General features: G+C 61.2%; 19 protein-coding genes. 11 read left to right on the top strand and 8 right to left on the bottom strand.

The genetic code is table 11. From position 1 onward, the window contains the following. The first annotated feature begins 28 nt into the window (after positions 1-28). The 5 genes from fadA to JFU04_RS07205 all read left to right on the top strand — a co-directional run bounded on the left by fadA (position 29) and on the right by JFU04_RS07205 (position 5,660). Positions 29-1,204: an acetyl-CoA C-acyltransferase FadA gene (fadA, locus tag JFU04_RS07185; RefSeq protein ID WP_065902012.1), complete on the top strand. Its 1,176-nt coding sequence runs from the start codon at positions 29-31 to the stop codon at positions 1,202-1,204. A gap of 97 nt (positions 1,205-1,301) precedes the next feature. After that, complete coding sequence (locus JFU04_RS07190) at positions 1,302-1,538, top strand: DUF1653 domain-containing protein (RefSeq protein ID WP_021490990.1); 237 nt, start codon at positions 1,302-1,304, stop codon at positions 1,536-1,538. 114 nt (positions 1,539-1,652) lie between these two features. After that, complete coding sequence (gene topA / locus JFU04_RS07195) at positions 1,653-4,274, top strand: type I DNA topoisomerase (RefSeq protein WP_201143745.1); 2,622 nt, start codon at positions 1,653-1,655, stop codon at positions 4,272-4,274. 407 nt (positions 4,275-4,681) lie between these two features. Continuing rightward, a complete protein-coding gene (locus JFU04_RS07200) occupies positions 4,682-5,203 on the top strand; it encodes a DUF6586 family protein (RefSeq protein ID WP_201143746.1) in 522 nt (173 codons plus the stop codon). A gap of 223 nt (positions 5,204-5,426) precedes the next feature. Further along, complete coding sequence (locus JFU04_RS07205) at positions 5,427-5,660, top strand: hypothetical protein (protein WP_010212068.1); 234 nt, start codon at positions 5,427-5,429, stop codon at positions 5,658-5,660. A gap of 412 nt (positions 5,661-6,072) precedes the next feature. Here JFU04_RS07205 and sulA read toward each other — a convergent pair whose 3' ends face one another. Continuing rightward, positions 6,073-6,546 (bottom strand): SOS-induced cell division inhibitor SulA, encoded by a 474-nt coding sequence (gene sulA, locus JFU04_RS07210; RefSeq protein ID WP_065902006.1) that lies wholly within the window; start codon positions 6,544-6,546, stop codon positions 6,073-6,075. Between the two features lie 10 nt (positions 6,547-6,556). Then, positions 6,557-7,165, bottom strand: coding sequence for a transcriptional repressor LexA (lexA, locus tag JFU04_RS07215; protein WP_003172575.1), 609 nt, complete (start codon positions 7,163-7,165; stop codon positions 6,557-6,559). A gap of 263 nt (positions 7,166-7,428) precedes the next feature. Between lexA and JFU04_RS07220 the strand changes: the two genes are divergently transcribed. Together JFU04_RS07220 and nagZ are read left to right on the top strand one after the other, a co-directional pair. Then, complete coding sequence (locus JFU04_RS07220) at positions 7,429-8,136, top strand: TetR/AcrR family transcriptional regulator (RefSeq protein WP_201143747.1); 708 nt, start codon at positions 7,429-7,431, stop codon at positions 8,134-8,136. A gap of 156 nt (positions 8,137-8,292) precedes the next feature. Then, positions 8,293-9,291 carry a beta-N-acetylhexosaminidase gene (nagZ, locus tag JFU04_RS07225; RefSeq protein ID WP_177410376.1) on the top strand — a complete coding sequence of 333 codons (999 nt, stop codon included), beginning with the start codon at positions 8,293-8,295 and terminating at the stop codon, positions 9,289-9,291. A 92-nt stretch (positions 9,292-9,383) separates the two neighbouring features. On the opposite strand, the gene JFU04_RS07230 is transcribed toward nagZ, so the two are convergent. From JFU04_RS07230 to mfd, 3 genes are read right to left on the bottom strand one after another with little or no spacing between them, the layout of a single operon-like run. Further along, on the bottom strand, positions 9,384-12,077 hold the full coding sequence (locus tag JFU04_RS07230) for a DEAD/DEAH box helicase (protein ID WP_106804814.1): 2,694 nt from the start codon (positions 12,075-12,077) through the stop codon (positions 9,384-9,386). Between the two features lie 9 nt (positions 12,078-12,086). After that, positions 12,087-12,653 (bottom strand): CsiV family protein, encoded by a 567-nt coding sequence (locus JFU04_RS07235; RefSeq protein WP_065901998.1) that lies wholly within the window; start codon positions 12,651-12,653, stop codon positions 12,087-12,089. 11 nt (positions 12,654-12,664) lie between these two features. Continuing rightward, a complete protein-coding gene (mfd, locus tag JFU04_RS07240; RefSeq protein WP_201143748.1) occupies positions 12,665-16,114 on the bottom strand; it encodes a transcription-repair coupling factor in 3,450 nt (1,149 codons plus the stop codon). Between the two features lie 340 nt (positions 16,115-16,454). On the opposite strand from mfd, the gene JFU04_RS07245 reads away from it, so the two are divergent. Continuing rightward, positions 16,455-17,918, top strand: coding sequence for a glyceraldehyde-3-phosphate dehydrogenase (locus JFU04_RS07245; RefSeq protein ID WP_106804812.1), 1,464 nt, complete (start codon positions 16,455-16,457; stop codon positions 17,916-17,918). 172 nt (positions 17,919-18,090) lie between these two features. Here the strand turns inward: JFU04_RS07245 and JFU04_RS07250 are convergent, their stop codons facing one another. Further along, positions 18,091-18,624, bottom strand: coding sequence for a chalcone isomerase family protein (locus JFU04_RS07250; RefSeq protein ID WP_201143749.1), 534 nt, complete (start codon positions 18,622-18,624; stop codon positions 18,091-18,093). Between the two features lie 234 nt (positions 18,625-18,858). On the opposite strand from JFU04_RS07250, the gene sthA reads away from it, so the two are divergent. Beyond that, the gene (gene sthA / locus JFU04_RS07255) at positions 18,859-20,253 is read left to right on the top strand and encodes a Si-specific NAD(P)(+) transhydrogenase (RefSeq protein WP_016975273.1); all 1,395 of its coding nucleotides are present in this window, start codon (positions 18,859-18,861) and stop codon (positions 20,251-20,253) included. A gap of 42 nt (positions 20,254-20,295) precedes the next feature. On the opposite strand, the gene JFU04_RS07260 is transcribed toward sthA, so the two are convergent. After that, a complete protein-coding gene (locus JFU04_RS07260; protein WP_065901990.1) occupies positions 20,296-21,018 on the bottom strand; it encodes a glycerophosphodiester phosphodiesterase in 723 nt (240 codons plus the stop codon). Between the two features lie 43 nt (positions 21,019-21,061). Further along, the gene (locus tag JFU04_RS07265) at positions 21,062-21,646 is read right to left on the bottom strand and encodes a PilZ domain-containing protein (RefSeq protein WP_201143750.1); all 585 of its coding nucleotides are present in this window, start codon (positions 21,644-21,646) and stop codon (positions 21,062-21,064) included. Positions 21,647-21,740: 94 nt separating this feature from the next. On the opposite strand from JFU04_RS07265, the gene JFU04_RS07270 reads away from it, so the two are divergent. Both JFU04_RS07270 and lolD read left to right on the top strand, forming a co-directional pair. Further along, positions 21,741-22,991: a lipoprotein-releasing ABC transporter permease subunit gene (locus JFU04_RS07270; protein WP_120447903.1), complete on the top strand. Its 1,251-nt coding sequence runs from the start codon at positions 21,741-21,743 to the stop codon at positions 22,989-22,991. A gap of 7 nt (positions 22,992-22,998) precedes the next feature. Then, positions 22,999-23,682 carry a lipoprotein-releasing ABC transporter ATP-binding protein LolD gene (lolD, locus tag JFU04_RS07275; protein ID WP_162946070.1) on the top strand — a complete coding sequence of 228 codons (684 nt, stop codon included), beginning with the start codon at positions 22,999-23,001 and terminating at the stop codon, positions 23,680-23,682. Positions 23,683-23,702: the final 20 nt, after the last annotated feature.

Consider the following 23,702-nt stretch of genomic DNA (forward strand, 5'->3'; position numbering starts at 1 on the left):
CGTCCCATACACTTGAGCGAGAATATTTATGAGCTTGAATCCAAGAGACGTCGTGATTGTCGACTTCGGTCGTACTCCGATGGGCCGCTCCAAGGGCGGCATGCACCGCAACACCCGCGCCGAAGACATGTCGGCGCACCTGATCAGCAAACTGCTGGAGCGTAACGTCAAGGTCGACCCGAACGAAGTCGAGGACGTGATCTGGGGCTGCGTCAACCAGACCCTGGAGCAGGGCTGGAACATCGCGCGCATGGCGTCGTTGATGACCCAGATCCCGCACACGGCCGCTGGCCAGACCGTCAGCCGCCTGTGCGGCTCGTCGATGAGCGCGCTGCACACCGCCGCCCAGGCGATCATGACCGGTAACGGTGATGTGTTCGTGGTCGGTGGCGTGGAGCACATGGGCCACGTCAGCATGATGCACGGCGTCGATCCTAACCCGCACATGTCGCTGTACGCGGCAAAAGCCTCGGGCATGATGGGCCTGACCGCGGAAATGCTCGGCAAGATGCACGGCATTACCCGTGAAGCCCAGGACGCCTTCGGCCTGCGTTCCCACCAGCTCGCCCACAAGGCGACCGTGGAAGGCAAGTTCAAGGATGAGATCATCCCGATGAACGGCTATGACGAGAACGGTTTCCTGAAACTGTTCGACTACGACGAAACCATTCGTCCGGATACCACCCTGGAAAGCCTGGCGGCCCTCAAGCCGGCCTTCAATCCAAAGGGTGGCACCGTGACAGCCGGTACTTCGTCGCAGATCACGGACGGTGCTTCGTGCATGATCGTGATGTCGGCGCAGCGGGCCCAGGACCTGGGTATCCAGCCGATGGCGGTGATTCGTTCGATGGCAGTCGCAGGTGTGGACCCGGCAATCATGGGCTATGGTCCAGTACCGGCCACACAAAAAGCCTTGAAGCGCGCAGGCCTGACCATCTCCGATATCGACTTCTTCGAGCTCAACGAAGCTTTCGCCGCACAGGCCCTGCCAGTGCTGAAAGATCTGAAAGTACTCGACAAGATGAACGAGAAGGTTAACCTGCACGGCGGTGCGATTGCCCTGGGCCACCCATTTGGTTGCTCCGGTGCGCGTATTTCCGGCACTCTGCTTAACGTGATGAAGCAAAATGGCGGCAACCTTGGGGTTGCTACCATGTGCATTGGCCTCGGCCAAGGCATCTCCACCGTCTTCGAACGCCTCTAAGCGTTGGGATGACGGAAGCCGGGGCCCAGTGCCCCGGTTTTTGTTTTTTGGAATTTTTAATATTTTTTTTCAACAAATTTTGTAAGAGGGCCAGAGCATGAAAGTCGAACCAGGGCTCTACCAACATTACAAGGGGCCGCAGTACCGCGTATTCAACGTGGCACGGCACTCCGAGACCGAAGAGGAAGTGGTGTTTTACCAAGCACTGTATGGCGATTACGGCTTTTGGGTACGTCCTTTGAGCATGTTCCTGGAGACCGTCGAAGTTGACGGCGAGCAGGTCCCGCGCTTTGCTTTGGTCCAGGCCGAACCCAGTCTTTTTTCAGGGCAATAACGGCAGGCCGCGCAGAATGCTGCGCTTGACCTCACCTTGTTGCCACTATATATAGCGTTGCCGCGACAGGCGCCAACTGCCTTTCACTTCTCGAATTCAGGAATTTTCCGATCCATGGGCAAATCGCTGGTCATTGTGGAATCCCCGGCTAAGGCCAAGACCATCAACAAGTACTTGGGCAACGAGTACGTGGTGAAGTCGAGTATCGGCCATATCCGAGACCTGCCCACCAGCGGTTCGGCTAGCGCCAGCAAGGAGCCAGCCGCCAAGCGCGGCAAGGCAACTGCGGGCGAAGGTCCGGTGCTCAGCCCTAAAGAGAAAGCGCGCAAGCAGCTGGTCTCGCGCATGGGTGTGGACCCGGAACATGGCTGGAAGGCCAAGTACGAAATCCTTCCAGGCAAGGAAAAGGTCATCGAAGAGCTGCGCCGGCTCGCCAAGGATGCTGACACCATCTATCTCGCGACGGACTTGGACCGCGAAGGGGAAGCCATTGCCTGGCACCTGCGGGAAGCCATCGGCGGTGACGACAGCCGCTACAAGCGCGTGGTGTTCAACGAAATCACCAAGAAAGCCATCCAGGAAGCCTTCTCCAAGCCGGGCGAGCTGGATATCGACCGCGTCAACGCCCAGCAGGCCCGGCGTTTCCTCGACCGCGTCGTCGGTTACATGGTTTCGCCGCTGCTGTGGGCCAAGATTGCCCGTGGCCTGTCCGCCGGCCGTGTGCAATCGGTCGCGGTTAAGCTGGTGGTGGAGCGTGAGCGCGAGATCCGTGCGTTCAACCCGGAAGAATACTGGGAAGTCCACGCCGACCTGGGGACTGCCAAGGGCGCCAATGTGCGCTTCGAAGTGGCCCGTGAAAAAGGCGAGGCCTTCAAGCCGCTGAACGAAGCCCAGGCCATGGCCGCGCTGGAGAAGCTCAAGGCCTCCAGCTACAGCATCGTCAAGCGCGAAGACAAACCGACCAGCAGCAAGCCGTCGGCGCCGTTCATCACCTCCACCCTGCAACAGGCCGCGAGTAACCGCCTGGGCTTCGGCGTGAAGAAAACCATGATGATGGCCCAGCGTCTGTACGAAGCCGGCTACATCACCTATATGCGTACCGACTCCACCAACCTGTCGGTTGACGCGGTGGCGATGGCGCGTACGTATATTGAAAGCGAATTCGGCAAGAAGTACCTGCCGGAGAAGCCGAACGTCTACAGCAGCAAAGAGGGCGCCCAGGAGGCTCACGAAGCGATTCGTCCTTCCGACGCGAACACCGAGCCGAGCAAGCTGAGCGGCATGGAACGCGATGCAGAGCGTCTCTACGAGCTGATCTGGCGCCAGTTCCTGGCTTGCCAGATGCTGCCGGCGCAATACCTGTCCACCACCGTCAGCGTGGGTGCTGGTGACTTCGAGCTGCGTGCCAAGGGCCGTATCCTCAAGTTTGATGGTTACACCCGCGTCATGCCGCAGATCGCCAAGCCGGGCGACGACGATGTGCTGCCGGACATGGCCCAGGGCGACACGTTGAAGCTGATCAAGCTCGACCCGTCTCAGCACTTCACCAAGCCACCGGCGCGTTATTCGGAAGCCAGCCTGGTAAAAGAGATGGAAAAACGCGGTATCGGTCGTCCGTCGACCTACGCCGCGATCATTTCCACCATCCAGGACCGTGGCTACGTCGCGCTGCACAACCGTCGTTTCTATTCGGAAAAGATGGGCGATATCGTCACCGAGCGACTGTCCGAGAGCTTCTCCAACCTGATGGACTACGGCTTCACCGCCGGCATGGAAGAGAACCTCGATGACGTGGCCCAGGGCGAGCGCGACTGGAAGAACGTGCTCGACGAGTTCTACGGCGACTTCAAGAAAAAACTCGAAGTGGCCGAAAGCCCCGAGAACGGCATGCGTGCCAACCAGCCGGTGATGACCGACATCCCGTGCCTGACGTGCGGCCGCCCGATGCAGATTCGTACCGCGTCTACCGGCGTGTTCCTCGGTTGCTCGGGCTACAGCCTGCCGCCGAAAGAGCGCTGCAAGGCTACCGTCAACCTTGTGCCGGGTGATGAAATCGCCGCCGACGACGAGGGTGAATCCGAGTCGCTGGTACTGCGTGGTAAGCACCGCTGCCCGATCTGCAGCACGGCGATGGATGCCTACCTGCTCGACGAGAAGCACAAGTTGCACATCTGCGGTAACAACCCGGATTGCGACGGCTACGAGATCGAGGAAGGCAGCTACCGCATCAAGGGCTACGAAGGCCCAAGCCTGGAGTGCGACAAGTGCGGCAGCGAGATGCAGCTCAAGACTGGCCGCTTCGGTAAGTTCTTTGGTTGCACCAACCCGACGTGCAAGAACACCCGCAAACTGCTGAAAAGCGGTGACGCGGCGCCGCCGAAAATGGACCCGGTGAAGATGCCTGAACTCAAGTGCGAGAAGGTCAACGACACCTACATCCTGCGTGACGGCGCTTCGGGCCTGTTCCTGGCCGCCAGCCAGTTCCCGAAAAACCGCGAGACCCGAGCGCCGCTGGTGCTGGAGATCGTGCCGCACAAGGATGAGATCGATCCTAAGTACCACTTCCTGTGTGAAGCGCCGAAGAAGGATCCCGACGGTCGTCCGGCCGTGATCCGCTACAGCCGCAAGACCAAGGAGCAGTACGTGCAGTCCGAAGTGGACGGCAAGCCTACCGGCTGGAAAGCGTTCTACGACGGCGGTAAGTGGAAGGTCGAAGACAAGCGCCAGGGCGCTTGATCGACGTGGTCGAGTAATACGACGGTCGCCTGAAACAGACTGAAAGCAAATGCCCCGACTTGTCGGGGCATTTGCTTTTGTGGTTATGCAAAAGGACTTTCCATTCAAGGCACGCAGGTTAGCTGTCAGAGAAATGAGTGACAGGTGACGGAACGTTCCCCATAAAGCTGACCACCTATTAGCCGGGTATTAGCCCGTCAATTATCTATAGGGCGCCATGTGAATGGGGTTGGAGACGCTGGTGATACCTGCAATTAAGGGCGCTGATGAGAAAGAGGTGTGCACCATCGTAGATAGTGTCTAAAGAGGGGCAGTGCCCGCCCTCTACTCCATGCTTGCAGTGTGGGCGGTTGATCCGTGACACTGTTAAGCCAGCATCACGCTTTTTCGTTGTGGAGACTGCCGTTATGGCCAACGAACTCTATACCCGTACCAACCAGAAAATTTACTTCGCGGGCTTATCCCTGGAAGCCCTCGGCCGCGCCGAGGAAGGGAAGGAGATGAATGCCATCGCGCTGGTCCAGGCGGGGCGTGAGGCGGCGTTGTTCCACCTGTACGGCGCGTTGCTGGGGCTGTGCCATGAAATCGCCGGGTTCTATCGCTTGCCCCAGGCGGGTTCGCCGCGCGCGGAAATGATCATGAACCGCGAAGTGCTGGAGGCCATGGCTATTCCTGAGCTGGCCGAGCTGGTGGAAATGGCCCAGAGCCCTGATAGCTGGGTGGCGCGCCTGCTCAAGGCGCATGCGGACATGTTCCAGCCACCGCGAATTCCCCACGTGCCCAAGGGTGACGTAACTCAGCCGTTGATCGTAGCGGTTGCGCTGGAAGAGGAAGAGCCCAAGCCCCTGAGTCGGGAAGAGCTGGAAGGCTGGCGCCAGGAGCTGAAAAAGATGGCCCTGCGCTTTCGTGAAGGCCTCAACGAGTGCTGAGGCGGCGTCACTGATTTACACCAGGACGGGCTTGCTCGCGAAGGCGGAGTGCCAGGCGTTTATAGGGCACTGATGCACCGCCTTCGCGAGCAAGCCCGCTGCCACATTTTAACCAAGGCATACCGGCACCATTCATCAAGCCGCAAAGAAACCTGGCCAGATCCTCAGCGATTCCGGGTGGATGACTGATATAATCCCGGCCTTTCGTGGAGAACAGACTTTTATGCCAACGTCCTTTCTGGAAATTGTTGAGTTGCCTGACGGCCGAATCGAGCTGCGCCGGGCTGAGGACGAGGGTTCTCTGGTTATTCTGGATTTTTCCGAGGACGCCAAGGTGTTCCTCCAAGGCCAGCACGTGGAAGTGGCTAAAGCCATGTTGAGCGTGGGCGTGCAGATGGCTGGTCGCCTGGCGGAAGGCGAGCCGGAGAAAGAAGACGGGCCGCGAGTGCTTCACTGAGTTCTGTTGTTAGCAGGCTTGTTGTGGCGGAGGCGGGTGTCTTGAGGGGCGCCAGATCTCTTGAGGTGAGTCAGGTTTGCTTTGGCGAGTAGGCTTGTTGAGGTGAATCGGCTTGCTGGTTAATCGGCGTGTTGTGGTGAGCTGGCTTGTGTGGCGAGCGGGCTTGCCTCGCGTTGGGCTGCGAAGCAGCCCTGGATGGATTCAACGCGATATATCAGGTATTCCACGGTGCTTGGTTTTGGGGCCGCTTCGCAGCCCAACGCGGGGCAAGCCCGCTCTCCACATATAAGCCCGCCCACCACATATAAGCTAAGCCCGGTTGTCACATAAGCCCGCTTGTCATAACAAGCCCGCCACTCATAGAGGTCGGCTCTTAAGATAAGCCCGCTCCTCACCAAGCTGAGTCTTCGTGTTATCCCAATCGAATATTCAAACTCTGCGCGTCGCCTGTGCGCGCTGCGCTGATCAGCTGTTGCTTGGCGGTGGCATTCAGTGGGTTCAGCCAGCTCACCACGGTGTGGCTACGGCCCAGGCGCAAGGCTTCGCAAGTCAGTTGCTGGGCGCTTTGCGTGCCGCGTGGCTGCAATAACAGGATGCGCTCGCGGTTGAGGCCCGCGTCCCGCAGCCAGGCCTGGGTCAGGCTGGCAGGCGGGGCGATCAGGGTCAGCCAGCGCGCGTCCTGTTCTTCGCTCAATTCGCGAAGGATCGGCGCCAGCAGGCTCAGGCAGCTCCCAGCTGCACCGCGCAACGACAATTCACTGAACGCCTCGGGTTCGGCACTCCAGGGCGCCTCGACCGCTTCCTTGAGGATCGGTGCAAGGGGTTGGGCCATGAAGGCCTCGAACAGCGACAGTTGTGTGTGTTGGGGGGTGTGCACGAGCTGCATGATGCCTCCTTTAGCGGCGAATGACGCCGACACTCAAGCCTTCGATCACCAGGTCCTGATCTTTCAGGTTCACTTCAATCGGGGCGAACTCAGGGTTCTCGGCCAGGAGCCAGACCTTGCTGCCTTCGCGCTTGAAGCGTTTGACGGTGACTTCATCGCCGATACGGGCGACGACGATCTGGCCATTACGGGCTTCGCGGGTGGTGTGGACGGCGAGCAGGTCACCATCGAAAATACCCACGTCCTTCATGCTCATGCCGTGCACCCGCAGCAGGTAATCGGCGCGAGGGTGGAAGAAGGTGGGGTTGATGTTGCAGGATTCCTCGACGTGCTGTTGCGCCAGGATCGGCGCACCGGCAGCGACGCGACCGATGATCGGCAGGGTCGATTCGTCGGCCTTGGCTTCGAAGCCAGGGATGCGAATGCCGCGCGAAGCACCCGGGGTCATCTCGATCGCGCCTTTGCGAGCGAGGGCCTTGAGGTGTTCCTCGGCGGCGTTAGGGGACTTGAACCCCAGTTCCAGCGCAATTTCCGCTCGTGTCGGCGGGTAGCCGTTGTCATCGAGGCAGCGCTTGATAAAAGCCAGAATCTCAGCTTGGCGTGGCGTCAGTTTTAGCATGTTGATCGCTCTGTCTTTTTATACAGTGACTGGGATTATATACAGTGAACTGCGCTTGGCAATCATCCTTTTCGGGCACTCCGCTGGACGGTCATTCGTCACCCGTCCTACAGGGCAGAGATAGCGCTGCCTACAGACCGGTAGGGATGTGATTAAATAGCGACGAAATAGATGACTACCCGGCCGGAAAGCGAACCCGCAGGCTTGACAAGACACACCCTGAAACGTATGTTTCAAACAAGTGTTTGTCAGGCGGAGTAGCCATGGCCCAGTCGGAAACCGTTGAACGCATTCTCGATGCTGCCGAGCAATTGTTCGCGGAAAAAGGATTTGCTGAAACTTCATTGCGGCTGATCACCAGCAAGGCCGGGGTCAACCTCGCCGCCGTGAACTACCATTTCGGCTCGAAAAAGGCCCTGATCCAGGCAGTGTTCTCGCGCTTCCTGGGGCCGTTCTGTGCCAGTCTCGACCGTGAGCTCGAGCGCCGTCAGGACAAGGCCGATCACAAGCCAACCCTGGAAGACCTGCTGGAAATCCTCGTCGAGCAGGCGTTGGTGGTGCAGCCGCGCAGCGGCAACGACCTGTCGATCTTCATGCGCCTGCTGGGGCTGGCATTCAGCCAGAGCCAGGGCCACTTGCGGCGTTATCTGGAAGACATGTACGGCAAGGTGTTTCGTCGCTATATGTTGCTGGTCAACGAGGCCGCCCCGCGTATCCCGCCGATCGAACTGTTCTGGCGCGTGCACTTCATGCTCGGTGCGGCGGCGTTCAGCATGTCCGGGATCAAGGCCCTGCGTGCGATTGCCGAGACCGATTTCGGCGTCAACACCTCCATCGAGCAGGTCATGCGCCTGATGGTGCCTTTCCTGGCCGCCGGCATGCGCGCCGAAACCGGTGTGACCGACCCGACGATGGCCGCCGCGCAATTGCGCCCACGCAGCAAATCCGCGCCGACCGTCGCCAAGGTTTGACCGCTTCGGGTGTGCGTGGCCGCTTGCATCCGCTAAGCTAGCCGCCATGCCGAATTCAGCTATTTACTCGCAACCCGTTGAGCTCACCGCGCCAGTCGCGCCGTGTGAGGTCGACGGGTTGTGTGCGTTATTTAAGGAAGGATTATGAGTGTTGCGCTGCAAGGTTCTTTGATGGTTGACGTGGCCGGTACCTGGCTCACGGCCGAGGATCGCCAGTTGTTGCGCCAACCCGAAGTGGGCGGCCTGATCATTTTTGCGCGCAATATCGAGCATCCACGCCAGGTGCGCGAGCTGAGCGCGGCGATTCGTGCCGTGCGCCCGGATCTGCTGTTGGCGGTCGACCAGGAGGGTGGTCGGGTACAACGCCTGCGCCAGGGCTTTGTGCGCCTGCCGGCCATGCGTGCGTTGGCGGATAACCCCAACGCCGAGTACCTGGCCGAGCAATGCGGCTGGATCATGGCCACCGAGGTGCTGGCGGTCGGCCTCGACCTCAGCTTCGCCCCCGTACTGGACCTGGACTACCAGCGCAGCGCCGTGGTCGGCACCCGCGCGTTCGAAGGCGACCCCGAACGTGCTGCGGTACTTGCCGGGGCCTTTATCCGGGGCATGAACAGCGCCGGCATGGCCGCCACCGGTAAGCATTTTCCGGGTCACGGTTGGGCTGAGGCGGATTCCCACGTCGCGATTCCCAATGATGAACGCAGCCTGGAACAGATTCGTGCGAATGACCTGGTGCCTTTCGCACGCCTGAGCCAGCAACTGGCGGCGGTGATGCCCGCGCATGTCATCTACCCACAGGTTGACCCGCAGCCGGCCGGTTTCTCGCGCCGTTGGCTGCAGGACATTCTGCGCGGCGAGCTGCAGTTCGATGGGGTGATTTTCAGCGATGATCTGTCGATGGCCGGGGCGCATGTGGTCGGTGATGCAGCCAGTCGCATCGAAGCGGCGCTGACCGCCGGTTGCGACATGGGCCTGGTGTGCAATGACCGCGCAGCAGCGGAGCTGGCTCTGAGTGCGGCGCAGCGCATGAAGGTGACGCCGTCGGCGCGGATTGCGCGGATGCGTGGGCAGGCGTTTGCCTCGACGGACTACAAGCAGGATCCACGTTGGTTGGCGGCGCTGACTGCGCTGCGGGATGCTCAGTTGATTGATTGAGACCGCGTCGCGCCCATCGCCGACAAGCCGGTTCCTACAGGCGAATGCGTTCCATGGTAGGAGCCGGCTTGCCGGCGATGGTCATCTGGCCGTCAACGTTTCTCTTGCTTGTTGGGCAACGGCGCAAACAGCGCCTCGATATCCTCGTTACCCAACTGCCAATCCCCGGTCGTACGCCCATCCAGCACGCCCGCCGCCAGATCGGATTTCTCCTTCTGCAGGTGTTGGATTTTCTCCTCTACCGTGCCCCGCGCGATCATCTTGTACACGAACACCGGCTTCTCCTGGCCGATCCGATACGCACGGTCGGTGGCCTGGTTTTCGGTGGCCGGGTTCCACCAAGGGTCATAGTGGATCACGGTGTCGGCTTCGGTCAGGTTCAAGCCAACGCCACCAGCCTTCAGGCTGATCAGAAAAATCTGCAGTTTGCCGCTCTGGAAATCCTTCACCGGTGTGCGCCGATCACGGGTCTGGCCGGTCAGCAGTGCGTAGGCAACACCGCGCTTTTGCAGTTCGACTTCAATCAGGCTCAGCATTGAGGTGAACTGGGAAAACAGCAGGATCCGCCGGCCCTCGGCAAACAATTCCTCGAGCATCTCCATCAGGCTGTCCAGCTTGCCCGAGCTGCTGCCACGCGCGGGCAGGGTGGCGTCGTTGACCAGGCGCAGGTCGCAGCACACCTGGCGCAACTTGAGCAGTGCTTCAAGAATGATGATCTGGCTGCGTGCCACACCTTTGCGGGTGATCTCGTCACGGACCTTTTTATCCATGGCCAGGCGCATGGTTTCGTACACGTCGCGCTGGGCCTCGTTGAGGTCGACCCAGTGGATGATCTCGGTCTTGGGTGGCAACTCGGTCGCCACCTGTTCCTTGGTGCGGCGCAGCAGGAACGGCTTGATCCGACCGTTGAGGTGCTGCAATCGCACATCACTGGCGCGTTTTTCGATCGGCACGCGGTAATCGCGATTGAAGCTTTTGACGTCACCCAGCCAGCCCGGCAACAGGAAGTGGAACAACGACCATAGCTCGCCCAGATGGTTTTCCAGCGGGGTGCCGCTCAGGCACAGGCGCTGCCGGGCATTCAGCTCGCGTGCCGCCTGGGCGGCCTTGCTCGTCGGGTTCTTGATGTACTGGGCTTCGTCCAGGATCAAGACGTGCAGGGGCAGGGCCGCGAGTCTCTCGATGTCCTTGGGCAACAGTGCATAAGTGGTCAATAGCAGGTCATAGTCCTGCAGGTTGGCGAAATGTTTTTTGCGTCCGGCGCCGTACAACGCCAGCACTTTGAGCTGCGGGGTGAAGTGCGCCGCTTCGTCCAGCCAGTTGGGGATCAGGCTGGTGGGCATCACCACCATGCATGGCCGATCCAGGCGCCCGGCGGCTTTTTCAGTAAGAATATGCGCCAGGGTCTGCAGGGTTTTGCCCAGGCCCATGTCATCCGCAAGAATTCCGCCGACATCCAGCTGGCGCAGTGACTGCATCCAGCTCAAGCCTTCCAGCTGATAAGGCCGCAGCGTGGCGTTCAACCCTGCAGGCGCGACGCTGGTGAAGTCCTTGATGTCGCGCAGGCGCTGGGCAAAGTTGCGGATCTTTTCACCGCCTTGCCACTGCAGCGGCAAGTCATCCAGCGGGTTGAGGCGGATCGCATCGGCCTTGGCCAGGCGCAGCGTGGTGGTGCCGGGTTCCTGCAGATAAAACTCGCCGAGGGTGGCCAGGACCGGTTTCAACCGGCCATAGGGCAATGCCACTTGCAGTGGGCCATGGCCGCCATTCGGCAAACCGGGGATATTCACCAGGATCAGTTCATCATCGCGGCGCCGCGCGAGTTTCTCCGGGTTGAGGATTTCGGTGTGGGAGCGCATCAGGTTGAGCAGGATCGGCAGCAGGCTCAGGCGCTCGCCATTGACGATGATCCCCAGTTCGAGGTCGAACCAATCGCGTTCGGGGCCTTCGTCGACGGTGGCATACCAGTCGTCCACCGGGCTCAGGTCGAAGCCGAAATCCTCATCGATCTGCAGCTCCCAGCCCTCGGCGCGCAGGGTGGGCGAGGCGTTGAGGGTGAAGTTCAGCCAGGCGCTGTCATTGACCATCTCGAACAGTTCGCCGGCGCTTTCCGGCAAGGCCTTGCTCTGGCGCGTGGCGATCTTGAAGCCCAGCAGGCGCAGTTGCTCGCGATAGGGCTGCTCCAGCTCTGGATGGCGCTTGATGCGCAGGCTCTGGGTTTCCTGGCGCACAATGATATCGGCGTTCTTCTGCCCGCTGACATAGTTGCCCAGGTAATTGAACGACAGCGCCGCGCGATGCTGGATATAGCGCTGCATTTTGCCGTTGCGCGGTTCAAACGCGCTGAACTCGACACTCGCCAGCCACAGGCGTGGCACCGGCGGCACGTCTTCCATCACCACCTGCGGTACCACCACGCGGTTATCCAGCACGGCCTGCAGCTTCTCGAGCAGCTCGGCATCCTGGGCGGCGGCCGGGTAGGCGAGGGTTTCCTGGACCTTGAGCAGTACTGCCGCGATGTGTTTGCAATTGGTGTGCACCGGGCAGGTACAGCGGCTGTCGACGAGGATCAACGTGCCCTTGGCCGATTCGCGCAACGAGATGGTCTGCCGATACACGTTGCCGCCCGAGCCTTCGCAACTGGCAACGATGGTGCTGTCGCCGGACTCGACGATGCGCACGCGGTTCTCCAGCGCATAACGCCGCCCGCGCTCCAGGCTCTGCTCTTTGAAGCGGTTGGCCCACGAAGGGGCCAGGGGTTTGGTCAACGACGACGTCAGGGGCATGGCGCTGGATCAGTCCTGAATGTCGGGCGGCGGCGCGCTGGGGGGCTTGGCGGTCAGCGAGGTGATCTTGATCAGCAGCGCCAGGTGGCCGCCGTCGAGGTAGTTGAGTTGGTTGTTCTTGGTGCGCACGTCGTGCTGGCTCAGGTGTTCGCTGGCAATCACGCTGCCGTTGGCGTCGAATTGATTGATCCAGAAATCCGCGTCTATATCGGTGAAACGCCCCAGTTGCAGGTTCAGCACGCCCTCGATGGGAAACTGGCCGAACTGCTCCTGGCCGTCGCTGATCGCGATCTTCACGGGCTGCTCGCCGAGGTTCTGCTCCCAGGCCTTGTGCGCGAGCACGGTGTAGCTAGAGTCGGCGCTGAGCTTGTCGACGATATTGCCCAGGCGTGGCGGGCTCATCCGCTCACCCAGCCGCGCGGCGCCAGCATCCCAGTTTTCCGGCGCGGGGCGGCTGTTGATCACCGGCTCGGCGTTCTGTCGCACCAGGATCATTTCCACCAGGTACGGGCTGTCGGCAAACGCCGAAGGTGCGAGTACCACCAACAACAGGCTCAGAATGCGGAACAGGCGCATGGGGGCGTCCTTCAAGCAGATTTCGGGATGAGGCGCTCAAACAGCGCCTCCAGGGTATTGAAGCGTTCTTCGGCACGTTCCATCGGCACCATGAACTTGAACAGCGTAGCCCCTTCGAACTTGTAGCGGTTGGGCTGGCCCTGGATCAGCTTGATCAGTACCAGCGGGTCGACCGGCGTCTGCGCCTCGAACTCGATACGCCCGCCCTGCGGCCCGGCGTCGACCTTCTTGATGCCCAACTGCTCAGCCTGCAGCTTGAGCAGGGTCAGGCGCACCAGGTTCTTGGTCGGTTCGGGCAACAGGCCGAAGCGGTCGATCATCTCTACCTGCAGGTCCTTGAGGCCTTCTTCGTCGGTGGCCGAAGCGATGCGCTTGTACAGGATCAGCCGTGCATGCACATCCGGCAGGTAGTCCTCGGGAATCAGCGCCGGCAAGCGCAGGTTGATTTCCGGGCCGCCGCCCAGGGGTTGGTCGAGGTTCGGTTGTTCGCCTTTGCGGATGGCTTTCACCGCGCGCTCGAGCATCTCCATATAGAGGGTGAAGCCCACGGCCTGGATCTGCCCGCTCTGGCCGTCGCCGAGCAATTCACCGGCGCCTCGGATTTCCAGGTCGTTGGTCGCAAGCACAAAGCCGGCGCCGAGGTCCTGGGTGTTGGCGATGGCTTCCAGGCGCTTTTCGGCGTCGCCGGTAATTTGCTGGCGCGGTGGCGTCAGCAAGTAGGCATAGGCCTGGTGGTGACTACGGCCAACCCGGCCGCGCAACTGGTGCAACTGCGCCAGGCCGAACTTGTCGGCACGCTCGATGATGATGGTGTTGGCGCTCGGGACGTCGATGCCGGTCTCGATGATGGTCGAGGCAATCAGCACGTTGAAGCGCTTGTGGTAGAAGTCGCTCATCACCTGTTCGAGTTCGCGTTCGCGCATCTGCCCGTGGCCGATGGCGATACGCGCCTCCGGCACCAGTTCGGCGAGGTCGGCGGCGCATTTCTCGATGGTCTTCACGTCGTTGTGCAGGTAGTACACCTGGCCGCCGCGGAGCAATTCGCGCAGCAGTGCTTCCTTGACCGTGCTTTTGTTCTGCTCCATCACGAAGGTGCGCACCGACAGTCGGCGCGCCGGCGGCGTGGCGATGATCGACAGGTCGCGCATGCCCGACACGGCCATGTTCAGCGTGCGCGGAATCGGCGTGGCGGTGAGGGTGAGGATGTCGACTTCACTGCGCAGGGCCTTCAGCTGTTCTTTCTGGCGCACGCCGAAGCGGTGTTCTTCGTCGATGATCACCAGGCCCAGGTTCTTGATCTTCACATCGTCGGACAGCAGCTTGTGCGTTCCGATCACGATGTCGATCTTGCCTTCGGCGAGGTCGGCGACGGCGGCATTCACTTCCTTGGCGGACTTGAAGCGGCTCATCACCTCCACGGTCACCGGCCAGTCGGCAAAGCGGTCGCGGAAGCTGTTGTAGTGTTGCTGGGCGAGCAGGGTGGTCGGCACCAGGATCGCCACTTGCTTGCCGCCGTGCACCGCGATGAAGGCGGCGCGCATCGCCACTTCGGTCTTGCCGAAGCCGACGTCGCCGCACACCAGGCGGTCCATCGGCTTGGGCGCGAGCATGTCGGCGCGCACCGCTTCGATGGTGGTTTGCTGGTCCGGGGTTTCTTCGAAGGCGAAGCCGGCGCTGAAGGTGGCGTAGTCGGCCTTCGGATCGGCGAAGGCGTAGCCCTCGCGTGCGGCGCGGCGTGCATAGATGTCGAGCAACTCGGCGGCGACATCGCGCACCTGTTCGGCGGCCTTGCGCTTGGCTTTCTGCCAGGTCTCGGAGCCCAGGCGGTGCAACGGCGCCAGCGCGTCGTCGCTGCCGGTGTAGCGCGCGATCAGGTGCAGGTTGGCCACCGGCACGTAGAGCTTGGCGCCCTCGGCGTATTCCAGGGTGAGGAACTCAGCTGCCTGGTTGTCGATCTCCAGCGTCTGCAGGCCCAGGTAGCGGCCGACACCGTGATTGATGTGCACCACCGGCGCGCCTTCGCGCAGCTCGGTGAGGTTCTTGATCACGGCGTCGTTGTTGGCGTCGGCGCGTTTTTCACGGCGCCGACGCTGCATCACGCGCTGGCCGAACAGTGGGCTCTCGGCGATCAGTGCCAGGGCTGGGTCATCCAGCAGCAAGCCTTCATCCAGCGGGGCAATGGTGATCGCCAGTCGGTCTTTGCCGGCGACGAAGTCTGGCCAGCTGTCGACGGTTTTCGGCCGCAGCTTCAAGCGTTCCAACAGCTCCAGCAGCACTTCGCGGCGCCCGGCGGATTCGGCGGTGAACAGCACGCGGCCGGGGAAGTCACCGAGGAAGTTGGACAGCGCCTCCAGCGGTTGCGTGGCTTTGGCCTGGATCGCCAGATCCGGCAGCGTGCCTGCAGGGAAACGCTCGCGGCCACTGCCGGCGTCCACGTCCTGTTGGCTGGCGACCACGCGCGGCCAGTTTTTCAGGCGCGCGAAGCAGTCTTCTACCGGCAGGAACAGTTCGGCAGGCGGTAATAAAGGACGGGAAGGGTCGACGCGACGCTCTTCATAGCGGTTGCGCACGTCGTTCCAGAAATTCTCGGCGGCCTGCTCGATGCCGGGCAGCGAGAACACTTGAGTGTCCTGGGGCAGGTAATCGAACAGGGTCGAGGTTTCGTCGAAGAACAACGGCAGGTAGTACTCGATACCGGCCGGGGTAATCCCGCTGCTGAGGTCCTGAAAGATCGGGCAGCGGCGGAAGTCGACGTCGAAGCGTTCACGAAAGCGCGCCTTGAAGCGCGTGACCGCATCTTTTTGCAACGGGAATTCACGCGCCGGCAGCAGCTTGATCGACTCGACTTTATCGATGGAACGCTGGTTTTCCGGATCGAAGGTACGCAGGGTTTCGATTTCGTCGTCGAACAGGTCGATGCGATACGGCAACTTGCTGCCCATCGGGAACAGGTCGATCAGCGCGCCCCGCACGGCAAACTCGCCGTGCTCGTACACCGTATCGACGCAGCGGTAGCCGCTGGCTTCCAGGCGCGTGCGCATCTGTTCGACATCAAGCTTCTGGCCGATATCCAGCACCAGGCTGCTGCCCAGCAGGAACTTGGTCGGCGCCAGGCGATGCAGGGCCGTGGTGATCGGCACCACCAGCACGCCGTGGGCCAGTTCCGGCAGGCGGTACAGGCTGGCGATGCGCTGGGAAATGATGTCCTGGTGCGGCGAGAACAGATCGTAGGGCAGGGTTTCCCAGTCGGGAAAATGCAGCACCGGCAAATCGGGGGCGAAGAAGCTCAGCTCCTGCTCGAGTCGCTCGGCACTTTGGCTGTCGGCGGTGAGCAGCAGGGTAAAGCGCTTGGCTGCGCTGGCAGCCTCGGCAATGGCCAGGCTCAGGGCGGCACCGGGCAGGTTGCCCCAGTGCTGTTTACCTGCCGCGGCAGGGAGAAGCGGTAGACGCAGAACGGGCACGGAAGGTTGAGCTCCAAGCGTTGCGACAAAGTCGGTAATTGTAACGGCCCGAGGTGCCGCCTGTCAGTTGCTGACTGAGCCTATTACGGTTTGTAGGAAATGTAGTGGCTAAGACAAACAATGGCGTGTTTTGACTCAATATGTAGTGCCATTTCGCGTGTATGTTTCGGAGGGTTACGGACAAGTCGGCGTTGCCGGCGAATAGGTGGCCTTCTGGAACCCGCGTATTTACTGGGCTGCAGCGCGGTGTTGGTTTTTGGCAAGCATTTTTTGTTGCCGGGCGCGCATTGCTCCGAGGGCGGTCGAGCGGCATAATGTAGCCCCTTTTTTCTGCCCCTACATGTGGAAGGTTCCCGTGACTCAGAAGCCCGACCAGTGTCTTGGTGAATGGATCGACCGTGAAGCACTCGCTGAAGCGATGATTCCGCTTATCGGTCAGCTGTACCGCAATAACAATGTGGTGAGCTCGATCTATGGCCGCAGCCTGATCAACCAATCAGTCATCGCGATTCTCAAGGCGCATCGCTTTGCTCGCCATCGCTCTGCCGACGACAGCGAACTCTCCGTCCACGAAACATTCCCCCTGCTCAAGGCCATGAGCGAGCTCAAGCTCGGCGCGGCTTCGGTAGACCTGGGCAAGCTGGCCTATAAATTCCGCAAGGAAGGTGCCGGCCGCAGCGCCGAGCAGTTCGTGCGTGAAGAAATGGCCGAAGTGGTTGGCCAGCAAAACGCCGCAGCCCGCAAAGGCACCGACGTCGTGCTGTACGGCTTCGGTCGTATCGGCCGCCTGCTGGCGCGCATCCTGATCGAAAAAACCGGTGGCGGCGACGGCCTGCGCCTGCGTGCCATCGTCGTGCGCAAAGGCGCCGAGAACGACCTGACCAAGCGCGCAAGCCTGTTGCGTCGTGATTCGGTACACGGTCCGTTCAACGGCACCATCGTCATCGACGAAGAAAACAACACCATCACCGCCAACGGTAACCTGATCCAGGTGATCTACGCGAAGAACCCGTCCGAGGTGGATTACACCCAGTACGGCATCAAGGACGCCCTGCTGGTGGACAACACCGGTGTCTGGCGTGATGCCGAGGGCCTGGGCCAGCACCTGGCCTGCCCGGGTATCGATCGCGTTGTCCTGACCGCTCCGGGCAAGGGCAAGCTGAAGAACATCGTTCACGGCATCAACCACGCTGAAATCACCGCTGACGACAAGATCGTGTCCGCCGCTTCCTGCACCACCAACGCCATCGTGCCGGTGCTGAAGGCTGTGAATGACAAGTTCGGCATCGTCAACGGTCACGTCGAAACCGTTCACTCGTACACCAACGACCAGAACCTGATCGACAACTTCCACAAGGGCGATCGCCGTGGCCGTAGCGCCGCGTTGAACATGGTGATCACCGAGACCGGTGCTGCCACCGCTGCTGCCAAGGCCCTGCCTGAGCTGGCCGGCAAGCTGACCGGTAACGCGATCCGTGTGCCGACGCCGAACGTGTCGATGGCGATTCTCAACCTGAACCTTGAGAAAGCCGCCACCCGTGAAGAGATGAACGAGTACCTGCGCTACATGGCGCTGCACTCCGACCTGCATAAGCAGATCGACTTCGTCAATTCGCAGGAAGTGGTGTCCACCGACTTCGTCGGCTCGCGCCACGCCGGTGTGGTGGACGCGGAAGCGACCATTACCCAGGACAACCGCGTTGTGCTGTACGTGTGGTACGACAACGAGTTCGGCTACAGCTGCCAGGTGGTTCGCGTGATGGAAGACATGGCTGGGGTCAACCCGCCTGCATTCCCGCGCTAAGCCTGTGCGCTGAATGAAAAAGCCCCGACTGGTTCGGGGCTTTTTTGTGCCTGCGAGGGCCTCTTCGCGAGCAAGCCCGCTCGCACATTCGACCGGGTGTCTTCAGGGCGCGCGCGGTTAAATGTGAGAGCGGACTTGCTCGCGAAGGCGGTCGTTCAGCCAGCGCAAATCTTCAATTGAGCAACTGGGTACGCAAGCGTTCGGACAGCCCATTGGGCGCCAGCCAGAGGCTCAGGTAGGTCCTGGCAAGCTCATCGTCACCACTGCTGAACACCACCTGCCCATTGATCTCCAGGTTCAAGCCCCGCCCCGGACGAAAATCCAGGGCATACCGATCGCCGCTGCGGATATCGCGAAAACTGGCGTGCAGTTTGTCTATCTCGGGCTTCAGTCGGGCGCTGGCCTGCTGGCGCTGCAGCGTGGCAGTGGCGGCTTTGATCACGTCGTTGCGGTCGATGTCGCGAAAGTAATACAGCGTCAGGCGCAACGCTTTTTGTTGCGACCAGGCCTGCTTGGCGCTCAGGTCGGACGGGGCATACAGCGCCGCCGCGTAGACATCCGCCCACAGGTAGGTAAGCACCGCCTGGTTTTTCAGCGCCAGTTCATGGGATTGCAGCGGAAAATCGGCTTGCCGGAGCCGATCCGCCTCACTCGCCTGCGCCGCCAGCGAAAAAATCATCATTAAACAGAAAACGACATGCCGCATAATGGCTCGTCCTGTAAAGGTGCGTGCCAGCAGTGTAATGCCTGTTTCGTGTTTCTGTAGTAAAGGCAAGACTGGCCTACGACGCGACCAAGGGTTAATGTGCGCGGCGTTGAGCCTTATATAGACTGTGCCCCGGTTCACACACTTGAGCCAAATTGTCCTTCATGACCGCTGGCCGCGGCATGATTTAGCCAGGCGTTCAACCGTGCGCCTGGCCTGTTCTGAGGAGTACGCATGGCTGTCTACAACTACGACGTGGTGGTACTGGGTTCCGGCCCGGCTGGAGAAGGTGCGGCGATGAACGCCGCGAAGGCAGGGCGCAAGGTGGCGATGGTCGATAGCCGTCGCCAGGTCGGCGGTAACTGCACCCACCTGGGTACCATCCCGTCCAAGGCCTTGCGTCACTCGGTGCGCCAGATCATGCAGTTCAACACCAACCCGATGTTCCGGGCGATTGGTGAGCCGCGCTGGTTCTCGTTCCCGGACGTGCTGAAAAGCGCCGAGAAGGTGATCTCCAAGCAAGTGGCTTCGCGCACCGGTTACTACGCCCGCAACCGTGTCGACCTGTTCTTCGGTACCGGCAGCTTCGCCGACGAGCAAACCATCGAGGTGGTATGCCCCAACGGCGTGGTCGAGAAGCTGGTGGCCAAGCACATCATCATCGCCACCGGTTCGCGCCCATATCGCCCGGCGGATATCGATTTCCACCACCCGCGTATCTACGATAGCGACACCATCCTCAGTCTGGGCCACACCCCGCGCAAATTGATCATCTACGGCGCCGGCGTGATCGGCTGTGAATACGCCTCGATCTTCAGCGGCCTGGGTGTACTGGTAGAACTGGTCGACAACCGCGACCAACTGCTGAGCTTCCTCGACTCGGAAATTTCCCAGGCGTTGAGCTACCACTTCAGCAACAACAACATCACTGTGCGTCACAACGAAGAGTACGAGCGGGTCGAAGGCCTGGACAACGGGGTGATCCTGCACCTCAAGTCCGGCAAGAAGATCAAGGCCGACGCCTTGCTGTGGTGCAACGGCCGTACCGGCAACACCGACAAGCTGGGCATGGAAAACATCGGGGTCAAGGTCAACAGCCGTGGCCAGATCGAGGTGGACGAGAACTACCGTACCTGCGTGGCGAACATCTATGGCGCCGGTGACGTGATCGGCTGGCCAAGCCTGGCCAGTGCCGCGCACGACCAGGGCCGTTCGGCCGCTGGCAGCATCGTCGACAATGGCAGCTGGCGTTATGTGAACGATGTGCCGACCGGGATCTACACGATTCCCGAGATCAGCTCGATCGGCAAGAACGAACATGAGCTGACCAAGGCCAAGGTGCCTTACGAAGTGGGCAAGGCGTTCTTCAAGAGCATGGCGCGTGCGCAGATCGCCGGTGAGCCGCAAGGCATGCTGAAGATCCTGTTCCACCGCGAGACCCTTGAGGTGCTCGGCGTGCACTGCTTCGGCTATCAGGCGTCGGAGATCGTCCACATCGGCCAGGCCATCATGAACCAGCCGGGTGAACTCAATACCCTCAAGTATTTCGTCAACACCACGTTCAACTACCCGACCATGGCCGAAGCCTATCGGGTAGCGGCCTACGACGGCCTCAACCGGCTTTTTTGAGCGGCTCCGGCCGGTGGCCTGAGCCGGCCGGGGAGACCGATTTCAGTAATTCTCGAGGGTGGCAGTGGCCAAACCGGGAAAGTCTGTAATCAGGCTATCTACGCCGAAGTCGGCGAGCCTGCGCATCAGCGCGGGTTCGTTGACTGTCCACACGGACACGTGCAAGCCCTGGCGCTGGGCTTTTTCCAGACGCTCAGGGGTGCACAACGTCCAGTTCAATGCCAGAAACTCACAGCCATAGTTCTGCGCGACCTTCAGCGGGTCGAGCCAGGCGTATTCGGCGACCAGGCCGCGTGACAGGTCCGGGGTCAGTTCAACCGCTGCCTTCAGCACTTCCCGCGAGCTTGAGGTCACGGTGACCTTGTCCATCAGGCCAAAGCGCACCGCCATTTCGCGGATGGCCAGTACGGTGGTTGCGGCGCGGGTGCGCGAGGCACTTTTGACTTCCAGTTGCCAGTGATCGAAGTCGCACTGCTCGAACAGCTCTTCCAGGCGTGGGATCGGGCACGGCTTGACCCAACCGGGGCCGCCTTTGCGCGCGTCCATCTTCACCAGGTCCGCCGCCGAATACTCGACGACCTTGCCGCGCCGGTCAGTGGTGCGCTTGAGCGTCGGGTCGTGGATGACCATCAGCTCGCCGTCCATGGACAGGTGCAAATCCAGTTCGCAGCGGCGTACACCGTGCTTGAGGCACTCCTGGAAGCTGGTCAGGGTGTTTTCCGGTGCTTCGCCTTTGGCACCGCGGTGGCCGTAAATCAGGGTCACAGTTGCTCCTATGCGCCAGGTCTGCTGGCGGGGTGATACGAATTCAGGTGTCTTGGGCGTCGCTCTGTTCCCGCGCCAGGCGCCGTTCCTGGGCTTGTTTCTGCAGGATGTAGCGCGCGAGCAGCTGGCGTTGGGCATCGGTCATGGATTCGAATTCCGTGCCCACATCAAAACTTGCGCCCTTGGGATCACAATGGGTGACCCGCGCGCGCAGCAACAGGCCGAGCGCCTGGGGCATCAGCACCAGCTTCACCGCCAGGTGCGCGCCGGTCGGCAGGGGCGTGGGATGCTGGAAGTCGATGCCGCCTTCGGAAATGATCACCGGCTGCGGCGCGCCGACTTCATCCAGCAGGCCGCGCGCCATGATCTGGCTGAGCAGGTCCAGGCGTTTGTTCTGCACGCGCAGGAAGGCGGCGAGGGTGCGGTCTTTCTCGCTGAGCTGGCGTAACAGGTGCTGGGCTTCGAACTCGCTCAGGTGCAGTTCACTGAGCAGATTGAACAATGGGGAATCATCCAGCAACACTTCTTTGCTCGCCGCTTCGGGGGCAGACAGGCTTTTGATTTGAAGTGCGATCATGTCGTCGATACGGTAGTATTCGCGGCGCTCTTCTTCATCTAATGTCGACATGGCGAACCCCAGGTAACGGTAATGGTCTGAGTGTAAAGCTGCTTACCAGACCCCGCCACCGGGACGTCTTCTTTTCCTCCGAACAAGCCCCGACATGTTCAGACCTCTCTTCGTATTTATCGGCACGCGTTATACCCGTGCAAAGCGTCGCAATCATTTTGTGTCGTTCATTTCCCTGACCTCGATGATCGGGCTCGCCTTGGGCGTGGTCGTGATGATCGTGGTGTTGTCGGTGATGAACGGCTTCGATCATGAGATGCGCACCCGCGTGCTGGGCATGGTGCCCCACGCGACCATCGAGGGCGATGCGCCCATCAACGACTGGCAAAGCCTGGCCGCCAAGGTCAAGCAGAACCCCAAGGTGGTGGCCGTCGCGCCGTTTACCCAGATGCAGGGGCTGCTGACCAATGACGGCAAGGTGCAGAAAATCCTGCTCAATGCCATCGACCCGGTCCAGGAGCGCAACGTCTCGATCATCGACAAGTTCATGCTGCAGGGCAAACTCGACGACCTCGCGCCCGGCAGCTTCGGCATCGTCATCGGTGACAAGGCCGCGGCGAAGCTCGGCGTGGGCCTCGGCGACAAACTGACCTTCGTCGCCCCGGAAGTCACCGTGACCCCGGCCGGGATGTTCCCGCGCATGAAGCGCTTCACCGTGGTCGGCACCTTCCACGTCGGTGCCGGCGAGATCGACGGCTACCTCGGCCTGACCAACCTCACCGACCTGGCGCGCCTGCACCGCTGGCAGCCGGACCAGGTGCAGGGCCTGCGCCTGAAGTTCAACGACCTGTTCGACGCCCCGCGCGGCGCCTGGGAAATTGCCCAGCACCTGGGCGAATCCCAGTACTACGCCCGCGACTGGACTCGCACCCACGGCAATCTGTACCAGGCCATCCGCATGGAAAAAGCCATGATCGGCCTGCTGTTGCTGCTGATCGTCGCCGTCGCCGCCTTCAACATCATCTCCACGCTGGTGATGGTGGTGAATGACAAGAAAGGCGATATCGCTATCCTGCGCACCCTGGGCGCCACGCCGGGGCAGATCATGGCGATTTTCATGGTGCAGGGCACCGTGATCGGCGTGGTCGGCACCTTGATCGGTACGGCTGTGGGAATCCTGGCCGCACTGAATGTGAGTGCGGCGATCGCCGGCCTCGAAACCCTGATCGGCCACAAGTTTCTCAACGCCGACGTCTACTTCATCGATTACCTGCCGTCCCAGGTGCAAACCCAGGACGTGCTGATGGTGGGTGGCGCCGCGTTGGTCCTGAGCTTCCTTGCCACCCTGTATCCAGCCTGGCGCGCGGCACGTACCCAGCCAGCACAGGCCTTACGTTATGAGTGAATCGGGCATGAGTGAAAAAGCAATCCTGAGCTGCCGCAACCTGGGCAAATCCTATGAGGAAGGCCCGGAATCGGTGGTGGTGCTGTCCAACCTGCAACTTGAGCTGCATCCGGGCGAGCGCGTGGCGATCGTCGGCAGTTCCGGCTCCGGCAAAAGTACCTTGCTCAACCTGCTGGGCGGCCTCGATACGCCGTCCCAGGGCAGCGTCTGGCTGGCCGGTGAAGAGCTGTCGGCCCTGGGTGAAAAAGCCCGTGGCCAGTTGCGCAACCGTTCGCTGGGCTTTGTGTACCAGTTTCACCACCTGTTGCCGGAATTCACTGCGCTGGAAAACGTGTGCATGCCGCTGTTGATCGGCAAGACTGCGATCCCGCAGGCGCGCGAGCGTGCCAAGGCGTTGCTGGAGCGCGTCGGCCTTGGCCATCGCCTGGAGCACAAGCCGGCCGAATTGTCCGGCGGCGAGCGCCAGCGTGTGGCGATTGCCCGTGCTCTGGTGAACAACCCGGGCCTGGTGATGCTCGATGAGCCGACCGGCAACCTCGACTCTCACACCGCCCAGGGCATCAAGGACTTGATGCTGGAACTGAGCACCCAGATGCGCACCGCGTTCCTGGTGGTGACCCATGACATGAGCATGGCCCGCCAGATGGACCGTGTGCTTCACCTGCAGGAAGGTCACTTGGTCGCCATCTGACCCGTTTCAAGCCCGGTGCC

It is taken from the genome of Pseudomonas sp. TH21, assembly GCF_016651025.1.
In the GTDB taxonomy this organism is placed as follows: domain Bacteria; phylum Pseudomonadota; class Gammaproteobacteria; order Pseudomonadales; family Pseudomonadaceae; genus Aquipseudomonas; species Aquipseudomonas aylmerensis.